11 protein-coding genes are annotated in these 14,300 nt (G+C 40.5%); 1 reads left to right on the top strand and 10 read right to left on the bottom strand.

Features of this window, described 5'->3' with window-relative positions:
* Positions 1-164: 164 nt before the first annotated feature.
* Entirely contained in the window at positions 165-1,478 is a 1,314-nt protein-coding gene (locus ACS8FC_RS01125; RefSeq protein ID WP_439295614.1) for an OmpA family protein, read from the bottom strand.
* 705 nt (positions 1,479-2,183) lie between these two features.
* On the opposite strand from ACS8FC_RS01125, the gene ACS8FC_RS01120 reads away from it, so the two are divergent.
* Positions 2,184-2,726 carry a GspH/FimT family pseudopilin gene (locus ACS8FC_RS01120; protein WP_439295613.1) on the top strand — a complete coding sequence of 181 codons (543 nt, stop codon included), beginning with the start codon at positions 2,184-2,186 and terminating at the stop codon, positions 2,724-2,726.
* Between the two features lie 62 nt (positions 2,727-2,788).
* On the opposite strand, the gene ACS8FC_RS01115 is transcribed toward ACS8FC_RS01120, so the two are convergent.
* The 9 genes from ACS8FC_RS01115 to ACS8FC_RS01075 form a co-directional block, all read right to left on the bottom strand.
* Positions 2,789-3,562 carry a pyridoxine 5'-phosphate synthase gene (locus tag ACS8FC_RS01115; RefSeq protein ID WP_439295612.1) on the bottom strand — a complete coding sequence of 258 codons (774 nt, stop codon included), beginning with the start codon at positions 3,560-3,562 and terminating at the stop codon, positions 2,789-2,791.
* Between the two features lie 110 nt (positions 3,563-3,672).
* Complete coding sequence (gene recO, locus ACS8FC_RS01110; protein ID WP_439262735.1) at positions 3,673-4,419, bottom strand: DNA repair protein RecO; 747 nt, start codon at positions 4,417-4,419, stop codon at positions 3,673-3,675.
* Positions 4,420-4,465: 46 nt separating this feature from the next.
* Positions 4,466-5,533, bottom strand: coding sequence for a GTPase Era (era, locus tag ACS8FC_RS01105; RefSeq protein ID WP_439262911.1), 1,068 nt, complete (start codon positions 5,531-5,533; stop codon positions 4,466-4,468).
* Between the two features lie 291 nt (positions 5,534-5,824).
* Positions 5,825-6,619, bottom strand: a complete 795-nt coding sequence (gene rnc, locus ACS8FC_RS01100; RefSeq protein ID WP_439295611.1) for a ribonuclease III — start codon at positions 6,617-6,619, stop codon at positions 5,825-5,827.
* 54 nt (positions 6,620-6,673) lie between these two features.
* Positions 6,674-7,069, bottom strand: coding sequence for a DUF4845 domain-containing protein (locus ACS8FC_RS01095; RefSeq protein WP_439262739.1), 396 nt, complete (start codon positions 7,067-7,069; stop codon positions 6,674-6,676).
* 176 nt (positions 7,070-7,245) lie between these two features.
* A complete protein-coding gene (gene lepB, locus ACS8FC_RS01090; protein ID WP_439262741.1) occupies positions 7,246-8,148 on the bottom strand; it encodes a signal peptidase I in 903 nt (300 codons plus the stop codon).
* 103 nt (positions 8,149-8,251) lie between these two features.
* Positions 8,252-10,051, bottom strand: coding sequence for a translation elongation factor 4 (lepA, locus tag ACS8FC_RS01085; protein ID WP_439262743.1), 1,800 nt, complete (start codon positions 10,049-10,051; stop codon positions 8,252-8,254).
* A gap of 439 nt (positions 10,052-10,490) precedes the next feature.
* Complete coding sequence (locus ACS8FC_RS01080; RefSeq protein WP_439262745.1) at positions 10,491-11,720, bottom strand: capsule biosynthesis protein; 1,230 nt, start codon at positions 11,718-11,720, stop codon at positions 10,491-10,493.
* Positions 11,721-11,851: 131 nt separating this feature from the next.
* Positions 11,852-14,299 carry a capsular polysaccharide biosynthesis protein gene (locus ACS8FC_RS01075; protein WP_439295610.1) on the bottom strand — a complete coding sequence of 816 codons (2,448 nt, stop codon included), beginning with the start codon at positions 14,297-14,299 and terminating at the stop codon, positions 11,852-11,854.
* Position 14,300: the final 1 nt, after the last annotated feature.

Genomic DNA, 14,300 nt, shown 5'->3' with positions numbered 1-14,300 from the left:
ACACTTTGTCAATTTACAAAGTGTTTGGGCGGCTAGTATAACATTATTAGATTATAAATTTATGCAATAAGTTATTTATCTCACAGTATAAACAAAAAAAAGCCACCTAATAGGCAGCTTTTTTTGTAACTATACAATCTAGAACATAACTAATTGGCTATATATTATTGAATAACCATGTCTTTAGTTTGTTCAACAGTCATTGTTTTGTCACCAGTGATGATGGCATAAACACGACGGTTCATTGCACGACCTTCTTCAGTATCGTTTGGTGCGATTGGGCGGTCATAACCGTAACCAACTGTTGATAGACGGTTTGGAGCGATACCAAATTCGTTAGTCAACATAGATTTCACAGCAACAGCACGAGCTTCAGATAGACGTTGGTTGTAACGTGCTGAAGGACCAGTTTTAGAAGCATGACCTTCTACGCGAGCGCTAGAGTTAGGATACTCACGCATCTTCTCTGCTACTTTAGCGATTTCAGTTTTGTACTGGTCTTTGATAGCTGATTTGTCGTTATCAAAGAATACACGTAGCTCCATTTTTAGCTCATCAGTAATATCTACTGCTACTGGGCAACCGCGCTCATCAACTACGACGTTCATAGGAGTGCCTGGGCATTCGTCGATGCTATCAGGTACACCGTCGCCGTCTGAATCAACGTCTTGCTCAACCACTACTACTGGTGGAACAGACACTTCTGGCTCAACTTGTGGTGGTACAGCTACTGTTGGTGATAAATGGCCACCAAGTACAACTTCTAGACCGGCCAATGCCATGCCTTCCCACCAGTTGTTATCAAAGTTATGAATCGCACGAGCTTCACCACGTAGGCTTAACGCGTCGTTGATGCGATACATAGCACCTAGACCTAGGTTACCGATGGTATCTTTTGATGATGATACTTCAGTACCGGCCGATATATCTTCACCATCAACAGTTACTTGTTGACCATTAGGTGCAACACCAGCAATTGTTTCCTGGTTTTCTACTTCGATCTTAGACTGACCAGCACCAACTAATACATATGGTTTGAACGCGCTATCAGTATAACCAGTAAATTCTTCAGTACCGATCAAGAAGTTACCAGAGATCATTGTTTGTTCAACATCGAAACGGTTAACACCAGCATCTGCAGAATCTTCAGACGCTTCACCGTTAGCACTTGATACGCCGTACTCTACTTGGAACTGAGTAGAAGGAGTCAGTTCAATACCTAGAGCAGCACCAGTATATAGGCTACTTTCTTTAGCCACACCACCATTAGGTACGTTCCCACCACGACCATCGATAGAGTTACCGTTGGCATCGATATATAGATCTTTACCAGTTTTTAGAATATCACGCTGCTCATCATGAGCTTCGTCAGTATAATGATAACCTAGTAATAGCGGGCTAATCGTAACGCCAGCGTTAGCTGCTAAAGGTGCAGCTGCTACGGCAACCAGAGCTAGAGCAATTTTATTCAATTTCATGGACTTCCTCCAAAGGATGATTTGAGTGATGCATTAAGCAAAACCGCTTCCTAAGATGTAATAAAAGTAGACATCTTTTACGAATGCATAATTATACAACAAAACTAATTAGGAAGTAGCTTATCGACTATCTATTAATTTTACAACTTTTTTCGTTAGGCAGCTACACATTATTACACGATAGTGTTGCAACACAAACACAATAGCCTGCTTGTTTTACTAAGAACTAACATACGTTGCAATTTTAGTCTTTTGAATGTTAATTCGCAATAGAAGTAAATTAGATTTTACCTATTGTCTGCAACTAGTTTAATACAATCGAATTTTTTTCTCTATTAATAAAGATTAGTCTTCACTAATTGAAACAAATTTTGACAGTTGCACTATAATTCATATATATTAAATAGTAAACATTATTCTAGTATATACTTTTAAAGTAATGAGCTGATATGTGATTGTTGCGTTAAAAACGTTGTTGTTAAGGTTTGTGAATTTAAAAGTCCAAGGTATTTTTAAAAGTTAAAGTCTTGTATTAGAAAAGGTATCAATGTAGGGCTTCACTCAAATGTATAAAGCTGATGAATTTGGCCTATATAATTAAATCTATAGCGTAAGAGATGACTATATATGATTAGAATATGTCACACCATATCGAACCTTACTCTATCTTATCTGAATCTAACTGTATGCTTAAGAGTCCCATACTTGTCGAAATCTTATCAACAAAAAGGGTTTACTCTTGTAGAGCTTATGGTAACAGTGGCAATTTTAGCTATTATCGCAACGATCGCAGCGCCAGCGATCGTAGATCAATTGGCAAGTATGGAAGCCAAACGTATCAAAAATCAACTAGAAAGCACTCTCAAAATAGCGAAAGCTGAAAGTTTTATTCGACGGCAGAATCTATTAGTATGTTTATCTGATGCAGGTGGACGGTGTAATAAGAATAGTGATAAAAACCTTTTGTTATTTGTTGATAAAAATAATAATAAAGTTTTTGATATTAGTACGGATTATTTACTTAGTAAGCAAGGCTTAAATCCTAAATATGGCACACTACATTTACGGGCTGGAAAACGGCATTATGTTAAATTTTATGGTGATACAGGCAAACCCCGAGGACACTTTGGCCACATAAAATACTGTCCAAGCTTAACCTATAGTCAGACTATGTATCAAATTTCTTTTAATCAAAATGGTAATATCAAATACAAACCTAATGATAGACACCCTACTGGTTGTACATAAATGCATTATTTGTTGTAGCAATATTATTAGAGGCGCTATTAGCTTATACCTGATCTACAAAGTTACTTATGCATCGCAGCTTTCATCATAACCACTGCTTGCTCTAAGCCTACGAATACAGCATCAGCGATCAAGGCATGTCCAATATTAAGCTCATAAATATCACCTATCTGAGCAATAGCATTTACATTGTCACGAGTCAAACCATGACCTGCGTTAACAAGTAACTCGCTGTCTAAATTTTTTGCAATGCTCACTGCCTGTTTGATACGCTCTAATTCGTCCTTTTGAGCATTCGTATTTCCAGCCAGACCTAACTCAGCATAAGTACCAGTATGTAGCTCGATAGCATTAGCATGACAGTCAACTGCTGCTGCAATCTGGTCCTCGTCCGGATCTATAAATAAAGAAACGTTAATTCCTTCTGCTTGTAAGTCTTTAATATAAGGTTTTAGATGACTGATCTGCCCTGCTACATCCAAACCACCTTCGGTCGTTAGCTCCGCACGTTTTTCAGGCACCAAGCAAACCCAATATGGCTTAACTTTATGAGCGATAGATAACATCTCAGACGTTGCTGCCATCTCTAAATTTAATCTGGTTGTTAACTGTTTTGCTATCTCATAGACGTCTGAATCTTGAATATGACGACGATCTTCACGCAAGTGTATGGTGATACCATCTGCTCCCGCTTTTTCACATAATAGCACTGCTTCTAAAGGACTGGGATAGCCAACCCCGCGTGCTTGACGCAAGGTTGCTACGTGATCAACGTTGACACCCAATAAAGGGGTTTTTATTGTATTCTTCGATGAGTGCTGTAAAGATGTGGTCATAAGAAATCCTTTTGATAACGAGTTCCAAGTAACATACAGATGATAGGGCTACAGTAGTACTACCTCAAATACTTTTTGAACGACCATACTTTGTCTAAATATTGATGCCATCATTGGTAACGTTGTTGCTGCTGCCACAGTAATCGACTTTGCAACGGCTGATAATCAAGCAAGTGATCAATCAGATGTTTATGAAGACGTGACCAATTATTTAGTGTGGCCTCAACTATTCCTAGATGTGCCATATCAATAATATCTGCACCGATAAAAAGTGTTTGTAGCGTATTGATCGTCGTTTTATCAGGTTGGTTAGTAGCCACAAAACCTACATCAGATAAAAATCGATAATCCGTATCAGGTTCGATAGGCGTTAATAAATTGTCATGGTCTAGCGTCAAAGAAAAGCCTAACTCTTGAAACAAATCAGCCTCAAACTGACGTAAGCATAACCTAAGAGCAGTCGCTGTTAATGGCTGCTTTAATTGCGTTAAGCTGTCTTGATAATGCTGCCACAATACTGGCATTGGGTCTTCGCTAGGCAATAACTTCCACAGTATCTCATTCAAATACAAAGCTGCATACTGCTGCTGACCGCTTATTTGCTGATAACGTGTCGGCCTAGGCGTTGTAGCATCTTTTGTAAAACTATCTTCTACGGGTAATAAACCAATCTGACTAAAGGTTTTTAGATCGCGCTTACCTGTTGCAAACAGTTGTAGCGGCTCAAACAAAGGCGCACCTTTTTTACCAATACCGTGTACTACGCCATGTTGCCAAGAAAATAAATAGTAAAGCGCCCGTTTTTCTTGGTAAGGACGCTGATGTAATAAATATCCTGTTAATGCTTCATTACGCATTGGCTATTACCTCAGCATCATGTGTAGATCAAATATTTATTTTAAATCAATAACCTAGGCTGGTGAGTGCGCGTTCGTCGTCAGACCAGCCACGCTTAACTTTTACCCACAAAGTTAGCATGACCTTTTTGCCAAATAACTGTTCCATATCTTTGCGTGCATCCATCCCAACTTGCTTGATACGTTGACCTTTTTCGCCAATCACAATAGCTTTTTGTCCATTACGCTCTACATATATCGTGGCATCAATAAAAGTACAGGCTTTACGTGGACGACCAGTTTTTGGGTCTGTATGAGCTGCTTCATCTTTAAACTCATCGATTTGGACGGTGAGATCATAGGGTACTTCGTCGCCTGCACTACGCATGATTTTTTCGCGAATAATTTCACTGGCTAAAAAACGCTCTGAGCGGTCAGTAATTTGCTCAGTATCGTAGATAGGCGTGGCATTCGGTAGATGTGACGCAATTACTTCTTCAAGACGGTCTAAGTTTTGGTTTTTTAAAGCCGAAACAGGTACGATGTCAGCAAAGTCGAAGCTCTCATCAAATGTTTCAATCAATGGAAGCAGCGTACCTTTATCTTTTAACGTATCTGCTTTATTGATGACCAATACGACCGTCAAATCAGTTTCACCAAGCTTTTGTAACGTCAGTAAATCATCTTCACGCCACTGGTCTGAGTCGACTACAAATAATACTAAGTCCACGTCTACCAAAGCTGATACGGCAGCTTTATTCATACGCTCATTGATAGCACGTACTTCATTGTGATGAATACCTGGCGTATCTACGAACACCGCCTGCATCTCATTGGTACTCAAAATACCATGAATGCGATGGCGCGTCGTTTGCGGCTTGCGGGAAGTGATTGATAGCTTTTGACCCAATAGATGATTCATCAGAGTCGACTTACCAACGTTTGGACGACCAATGATCGCCACATAACCTGCTTTAAAGTCGTTAGCAACCCCAGCCTTATTACTTGGCGCAAAAAACCCATCAATCGCAGCATTATTTTCAAGAGTAATACTCTTATCATGTTCATCAGCATCACTAGTGTCGTGCGGCTGAACGGCGGTTAATGAATCGCCTATTTGTCTATTTTCTTGCATATTTTCAACGTTTTCTACAGCTTCATTTTGATTGGTGTCAGCATTTTCTGTCATATTATGGGCATTATTTTTGGGAGTGAATGGCAAGTCATTATGATTGCTCATAGGGTAATCCTGTGGGGTTTTGATAATAATCTTAGTAGCACGTTCTATATTTTAAGAACATCTACAAAGCTAATGTTAATGTAAAGATATTTGAAGTCTGATGGCATCTACTGAGACACTATAAATTGGTAATGTAATCAATGCTTTAGGGCTTATAAAACCGAACATCATATAAAGAAAAAGCTATCAACGTTTTTTACAAGCACCTGGCAACTTATGTAATTGATTAATCATTAATTCAGCTGCTTTTTGCTCGGCTATACGACGACTCTCACCAGATTCAGTAATATCAGGACAATTATTAATATTGACCTGACAGCGTACTACAAATATTTGATAAGGAGCATTGCCCCGTGTTTCGACCAACTCGTAATGAGGCAAATCAAACTGTTTGGATTGTAGCCATTCTTGCAAACGACTTTTGGCATCTTTCAAAGCTTTTTGGTCATTGACGTTATCAATAAGGTCACCATACCATGCTAATACGCAATGACGAGTAACCTCCATATCTTGACTGTCTAAATAAATAGCCCCAATCAATGACTCCACAGCATCAGCCAATATCGAGGCGCGGTTACGACCGCCACCTTTACGCTCACCAACACCTAGAATCAAATGGTTAGACAATTCTAAATTTTGCGCAATAGTCACCAATGATTCTTGACGTACTAACGTAGCACGCATACGCGTCAGACGCCCTTCGTTTTGATTTGGATAACGATGATATAAAGCTTCACCGATGATCATACCAAGAAGCGCATCCCCCAAAAACTCCAAACGTTCGTAGTTCTTCTTGCTATCAAATGAACGATGCGTCAAGGCCAAGTTTGGTAAACTCAAATCATTAAACTCGTAGCCTAATTTTCGGGTCAATACTGCCAGACGCTGAACAAAATCTGAGCCTTTTGGTAAAGTCTCCATAGATGCGCTATTTTTTTTGGCGGTAGGCAGCGCTTTGTATGGTTGTGAAGTTGATTTCATGCGTGGCTTTTGGCTATCCTTTAATGTTAGTGATCTGTACAGTTAAATAGTCGATTAATCTACTGGAGCGGCATTTATCTCACCTTCAAAACGATTAACGATATCAACGTTACCGAAAAAATTACTGGTTTTGTCATAATCTTTATAAAGAGCAAGCTCACCTGGTTTTTTATTGGTAAAAGTAAACACCTCTTCAGCGGTCGTATCGTAATCAGCGTTGATAGACAGTTGACGATTAACACGCTCAACGAATTGTTTTGCAGTCTCGCCATTATTGTTCGCCTCTTTTAGCTGAGTACCTAATGTTTTACTCAGTTGATAATCACCAACTTGAGCCGGCATAATGGCAATCACCAATTTGCCAGCAATAACAATAATAATAAGCAATAAAACTATGCTAGTCACACTCGCCCCACGTTGCGACGACAACCCTGTTAACTGCTGCAGCATAAATTCTCCTAATATTTAATATAATTGTATTTCATACTCTATGATTTATATCTTAATATTTTCTAACCTTTCTGTGCTCTTACACAGCTAGGTTGATGAATTACATACAGTATATATATTAATTTAATTAGGGTTAATATTGATATTAGCACAATAATCAATCAATAGAGTAGCGACTAATCAATTGAACCATTACGTGCAAAAGTTGGAAGATTCAGACCAGGTGGTTTGTGCATCCAAATATACACAGCTTTACCGGCTAAATTCTCATCAGGTACAAACCCCCAAAATCTGCCATCAGCACTACGATCACGGTTATCACCCATCACAAAGTATTCATCATCGGGCACTGTGACACGCCATTCTGTCCCTGCGGAACTGACCACTTCAGGAGATTGCTGTTGCAAAAATGGCGCATATTGTGAGCTGTTCATATCTGATAGATAACGTACTAAATGCTTATTCTCACCTTGTGTTTCTTGAAAATACTGAGCTTGTTCTTCTTCTTGCTGGCCCATTTGCGTAGCCTCAGACTCTGTCAATACTTGACCAGGTGTCACTTGACCAGCAGGATAAAGCTGTGCAGTTAGATCATTATTGGCATTAAAGTCTACAGGCTTAGTATCGACTGGTACGTCATTGATCGCAAGCTGTCCTTGACTATAGCTGACAGTATCACCAGGTAAACCAATGACACGCTTAATATAATAAATGCTAGGGTTTTCAGGATAGCGAAACACCATCACATCGCCATGCTCAGGATTACCCGTTTCTAATACTTTATTATAAGTCAGAGGCAATCGCACTCCATAAGCGTATTTGTTGACTGCAATAAAGTCGCCAGTATATAAAGTTGGCACCATAGACGATGATGGAATATTGAAAGGTTCAATTAAGAACGAGCGTACGACCAAAACCACTGCTAAGACGGGGAAAAAGTCATAAGCCCAGCGTACCAATAAGCTCTCTTTACCATGGCCACGTGTTTTACGCTGTTTTAGTGCCAACTTATCTAGTAGCCATATTAGCCCTAAACCTATCGTTAATGGCACTAAAATCAAGTTAAAATCAAAATCCATACTAATTTGCCTATTAAAAAGCTGTTTATCTCACGGCTTTAACGGTAAGAACAACGACATTTGACGTATTGTGTGTAAAACCAAAGTAAGACAGTGTAAACCATCAACTATCTACTTGCAGTACCGCCAAGAATGCCTCTTGAGGAATCTCAACATTCCCGACTTGCTTCATACGCTTCTTACCTGCTTTTTGCTTAGATAACAGCTTTTTCTTACGTGACACGTCCCCGCCGTAGCATTTGGCAAGGACGTCTTTACGCATGGCTTTGACCGTACTACGACCGATAATCTGACTGCCAATCGCTGCTTGAATGGCCACATCGAACATCTGGCGCGGGATAAGCTCTTTCATCTTGGTCACCAATTGATTCCCGCGGAAACGTGCTTGGTCTTGATGTACGATCATCGCCAAGGCATCTACCTTATCACCATTGATCAATACATCAACTTTGACCAGCTTGTCTACTTGATAACGCTCAAAATTATAATCAAGCGATGCAAATCCACGAGAGACTGATTTTAGACGGTCAAAGAAATCCATGACCACCTCACCCATTGGGATATCAAAAATCAGCTGAACTTGCTTACCCATAAAGCGCATATCAACTTGCACGCCGCGACGCTCAATGCACAAGGTCATAACGTTACCCAAATAATCTTGCGGTACTAAGATTTGACAACGGGCAATCGGTTCGCGGAACTCTTCAATATTGTTAGGCTCAGGCAAATGCGAAGGATTGTCGACATAAATGACTTCACCATCTTTCTTTTCGATCTCATAGATAACAGATGGCGCAGTGGTGATCAAGTCCAAGTCGTATTCACGCTCTAGACGCTCTTGGATAATCTCCATATGCAGCATACCTAAAAAGCCGCAACGAAAGCCAAAGCCTAGCGCATCAGAAGTATCAGGTTCAAAAAACAGTGAGGCATCATTAATTTGCAACTTTTGTAGTGCTTCACGAAACTTTTCGAAATCATTGGCATCAACAGGAAACATGCCTGCATAAACTTGCGGGGTCACTTGCTTAAAGCCTGGAATGCGATCAACGTCTGGTGTTTTAGCATGGGTGATCGTATCACCGACGGGAGCCCCTGCAATGTCTTTGATACCGGCAATAATAAAACCCACTTCCCCAGCTTCTAAAATACCTGTATCGACAGGCTTTGGCGTAAACACACCAATAGAGCTGACCGGATGCGCCTCTTTGGTCGATTTAATGTAAATCTTATCGCCTTTTTTTACGGTTCCTTCACGCACACGCACCAATGAAACCACGCCTAAATAACTGTCAAACCATGAGTCTATAATCAAAGCTTGTAGCGGTGCTTCGCGGTCACCCGTCGGTGCAGGAATAACTTCAACTAAGGTTTCTAATAGTTTGTCAACACCAAGCCCTGATTTGGCAGACACACGCGGTGCATCAATGGCTTCAATACCAATGATATCTTCAATCTCTTGAATCACACGCTCAGGCTCAACTTGAGGCAGATCAATTTTATTTAAAACCGCCATTACCTCCAAGCCTTGATCAACTGCAGTATAGCAATTGGCAACGGACTGCGCTTCTACGCCCTGCGCGGCATCTACCACCAGTAGTGCACCTTCACAAGCGGCTAATGACCGAGAAACTTCGTATGAAAAATCGACGTGTCCCGGCGTATCAATAAAGTTGAGCTGATAGCGCTCGCCATTTGGATGATCATAGAACAGGGTTACTGATTGTGCTTTGATGGTAATACCGCGCTCGCGCTCGATATCCATGGAATCAAGTACTTGTGCTTGCATTTCACGATCTTGCAAGGCACCACACATTTGAATAAATCGATCGGCAAGCGTTGATTTGCCATGATCAATATGGGCGATAATAGAAAAGTTACGAATATTGGCTAATGCAGTCACAAAGCGCCTACTAAATAAAAGGTGATTGGATAACCGCTATTGAACAACGATTCCTGAACAATAGTAAAAAGCGAACGGTTATTAGATATTAATTATGATAAAAATGTTGTAAAACAGAATTAACAATAAAGATAAGTGTTGTCGATGGTTGTCGCCAAAGTGCGTCTGATTGAACTGAATTAATAATATTAACTATTAAAATCACGACGGACGACACTTGCTAACCTACATAGACATATGAGCGTATTCTAGCAGTTTTCCACTATAAAGTAAGAAGATTTTATTAGGAGCAATCTGGTTGAAATTTAACACTATAACTGATCAGCATTGCCAGTTGCATAAGCCTTAATTGTATAAGGCATAATAGTTTAGAGTTACGGTAGCAAATCAGTGACTATAAGTGGTTGCATTAAATGAGTTACTCGATATGTATAAGACATTATTTGACTGTATCAGATACTGCGTCTGTGCTAACTGGTCGTTGCAAGTATTTATACATCCACGGCGACTTACCATAGAATGCCCCATTGATCTGTGTTTGTTCGATCAAATACTCACGGAACCTCAAATAGAACTCATTGTCTGGATGTTTGGGTTGCTGCCAAAATTGTGCAAGCGCCTTAGGATCTGTTAGCTTAGGCGTGTCATAGATAGCGCGTCCCATAACCTTAGTGGGTTTTTTGTGATATACCGACTGTAGACCCGTTGTACTATTGATGGTGACCATGCCAATGCTGTGCTTCATGAGCGTTGGCAGATGCATGTCACAACCATAAAATACTCTTGATTTGATTTGATAAAGGGCTGCTAAGCTTGCTACCAATTCGCGATAATCCCGATGGCCACGGTCTAAGGGATGATGCTTAAATACGAGCATCTGCTTTGTATCAGCATGGTCTGCAAAGCTTGCAATAACTTCGTCTATGAACTGCACGACATCACGATAACCACTATGATGGGTAATCTGCGAATCATTATGTACTTGCAAGCTGACCAAAAAATAATTGTTATCTGCGTGAGTGACGAGATGGTTTTGTAGCTTCTTATCTGGTAAATACCCACGCAATTTACGCCAAGGCGCTTTTAACCAAGCGATTGCTTCTTGCCATGCGGTCATTCCGCGATAATGTGAATAGTGCGGATAACGCGACTTGTATAGGCGGGTAACGATATAATAAACGATAGCAGCAACACTTAATCGATAAAATCGATTGTGCGTGTATAACGGTTTATCATTGGCTTTTTTGAGTGCTTTAATATCGGCAATGTTTAAGCGTGAGTAGCCATTGATACCATGCTCTTGTAGGGTAATATAATCAGGTCGTAAATAGCCTTCTTCAAACACAAAAAAGGATATGCCTAACTTTTCACTCAAGCAGGCAGCTTGCGTATGATGCGGGCGACAATCACCAAAGCAGACAATCGCATCAATGCTGTGCTCTTCAATAAAAGCTTGTAACCAAGAGGAAAACTGCCCTAAAGTCCCTACATAATCATGAGCATTAGGATGACGATAAAAAAACGCATCACCAGCATTGAAGTTAATTTTACTTACTTGAATATCTTGAGTTTGCAAAAATGTTGTAAAACGATTGAAAAAACCACCCATCTTTCCTTGTAGCAGCAAGACGTGTCGATGAGTAAGCAATTGATGCATCGAAGCTGCCATAAGATTAGGTACCGTCGGTTAGAAAGTTAAAAATTAACGTTGAACAAATAAAGCAATGTTGTAACAACTGCTAAATTGTACACAAATTATACCAAAAAAAACATAATTGTCGTAATGGATTTGTTTTAAACCTACTGGTTTTTTTTGTGCAAATGCTGTTGCCATGTATGACGCTGCTGCATAAAGCGCGTAGTAGTATGACGTTTCAACTGATTAGTAAGCTTTGATAGCGTAGACAACTTTACTGGTAAAATAGTGTTTGTTTGAGCCACACTATCATATGATTTATTTTGAGACACTTGTTGATTTTGGTGCTTAGCAGGATATAAGTAATCAACCACTTGCTCTACTTGCGCAAGTCCATAACCCTCAGGTAAGCGATATATTGGATAGCGTATGAGTGCACAGTACAGTAGCTGCTTAAGCGATAATGCTGTGTCCCGCTCTCGCCTCTGTAGATAATCCACCTTTGGTGATAATTGTGCATCTATATCGGTCGTCAAGCCCCACCCTGCATAAAACGGCAAACCGTAACAAGTCACTTTTAGGCCACGTAATAATGCTTCAAAGCCAGTCAATGAGCTAATCGTATGTACCTCATCGACGCACTCTAAACAATCAGGCATCGCTGTATCATAGGCAACTGCTTGTACTTTTGTTAAGCACTCTTTGTCAACCTTTCCTGCTCTTAGGCCAGCTTCAACATCTGGATGCGGTTTATAAATCAGATAGGCCTTAGGATTATCTCGCCTGACACGTTCAATCAGACCTCGGTTGGTCTTAATATTTGAGCCGCAATACTGCACCGACAGATCGTCTTCCACTTGCCCAATGATAAGTATACGTGGACTGCCAGAGACCTTTGCATCCTGCATCCATTGCGTTTTTTGATTAACATTGTCTGTTTTATCAGTAGTGCCAACCAAAGCATTGACTTCCGTACCGACATTGTATTTACTCACTCGCTGAGTAAGCAGTTTCGCTTGAAGCGTCTGTACTCGTGCATTTTGCTGTGGCGTCAACGCTTCACAGTTGCGTAATAAGGTTTCTAAATCTGAGGGCTGAGTGGCATCATAATAAATACCTTGTTTGTCTATTACTACCGACAATGGTGCGAGCAATGTTGCACCCAGACCATTTGAGCGGATAAAACCATCTTCCATACAATAAATAGCTGGCATATCCGACATTGGCGGCTTTGCAAGTTTACTCTGTAGTCGTTTTTGGACTTGTTGACGTTTAGCTAAACCCCACACTAATAGAGGTTGCTGATAATTGACCTTGAAATGATCCGGATGTAGCAAGTTTTTTAGACGCGGTTTTGGTTTGATAAATAATGTTGTACGCGGCAGATTGGTAAAGGCTTTAACGAAAGGCAGTTTCCAACGGCTAAACTCATATACCGTCAACTTACCTTCAAGATGCGATTGCCAATGGCGATTGGTTACCAACCATTCAATTGCAGTATCAATATCACATGCCTGCCTCGTGGCTGGATCGACATAGCGACTATAATCAATATAGGCACTATAAAATAACGTCTCTAACGTTGCTGTTGAGGTTTGGCGGCGCTTTTTAACTGCTTTTAGCAATCGTTTTGGTGCGCCGCTGTCATCAGTGAGCCCCCAACCGCTATACCAATTCACCCCAAAGCAATGTACAGCCTTGCCTAGCATTAACCCCTCAAACCCCATATGCGAGCTGACTGTATAGACATGATCTACCTGTACCAGTAGCGCAATTGGATTGAGTGCTTGCGTTAATAGACGAACATTTTTAGGTAGCTTGAGACGGGTCAGGTAACCTGACTTGGCCGCAGGATGGGCTTTAATCCATATATAGGCATCAGGATGATTGCGACAGGCAGTCTTTAGCATACGTTTAAACTGACCCTTACTTGCACCAGCGCCTTTGATAGAAGCATCGCCAGCGACTTGATCAATTAAGAGTACATGCGACTTTACCGAGTCTTCTTTTAGATTGGTGTTTTCTTCAGTAACCAATTTGTCTAATGAGGAACAAGTAATCACAGCATTATATTTACTCAACTGTTTATCGCAAATATATGTCATTAACTGGCGAGCATGGACTTTATTTAAAATATTACTATCAGAGTTAGCGTATTCTTTAGCGCATGCAACGATTAATTGCTCAAGGCGTGAGCTTTGCGTTAAATCGAAGTAGATACCAATGTCATCAACAACCACGCTCAGTCCATGACGACTACTAATACCAGAATCTAGAGAGCGTAAAAAGCCATCCTCAATACTTAAAGTTGTTAGTTGTTGACGATTAGCAATCTTTTTGGCTCGTCGATAGCTTTTTTTGTGCCCCCAACCGATAAAGGCGCCGGGCGTTTGAATGGTCGAATTAAAACGCTGCTGCACGCTTGACCATGGATACCAGCGCTGAACATCAGCTTGTAATATTTGAGATAACAGTACATTGTTACGACGCATGCCTTTGCCAATGACTGCCAAATTATTGGGCAATCGACGTTGAGTTGATAACAAACGTAGCGCATTATTAGAGGGAGAAGTTAAGGTCATCTTGCCTTCATGTGCCACGCTTTTTGCCATC

This window comes from Psychrobacter sp. 1Y4 (genome assembly GCF_051847555.1).
This window is presented reverse-complemented; position numbering and strand designations above follow the sequence as displayed.

Excerpts from the sequence above, each read along its gene's own strand:
- ACS8FC_RS01125 (WP_439295614.1), bottom strand. The coding sequence starts at position 1,478 with ATGAAATTGAATAAAATTGCTCTAGCTCTGGTTGCCGTAGCAGCTGCA.
- ACS8FC_RS01115 (WP_439295612.1), bottom strand. The coding sequence starts at position 3,562 with ATGACCACATCTTTACAGCACTCATCGAAGAATACAATAAAAACCCCT.
- recO (WP_439262735.1), bottom strand. The coding sequence starts at position 4,419 with ATGCGTAATGAAGCATTAACAGGATATTTATTACATCAGCGTCCTTAC.
- era (WP_439262911.1), bottom strand. The coding sequence starts at position 5,533 with ATGCAAGAAAATAGACAAATAGGCGATTCATTAACCGCCGTTCAGCCG.
- rnc (WP_439295611.1), bottom strand. The coding sequence starts at position 6,619 with ATGAAATCAACTTCACAACCATACAAAGCGCTGCCTACCGCCAAAAAA.
- ACS8FC_RS01095 (WP_439262739.1), bottom strand. The coding sequence starts at position 7,069 with ATGCTGCAGCAGTTAACAGGGTTGTCGTCGCAACGTGGGGCGAGTGTG.
- lepB (WP_439262741.1), bottom strand. The coding sequence starts at position 8,148 with ATGGATTTTGATTTTAACTTGATTTTAGTGCCATTAACGATAGGTTTA.
- ACS8FC_RS01080 (WP_439262745.1), bottom strand. The coding sequence starts at position 11,720 with ATGGCAGCTTCGATGCATCAATTGCTTACTCATCGACACGTCTTGCTG.
- ACS8FC_RS01075 (WP_439295610.1), bottom strand. The coding sequence starts at position 14,299 with ATGGCAAAAAGCGTGGCACATGAAGGCAAGATGACCTTAACTTCTCCC.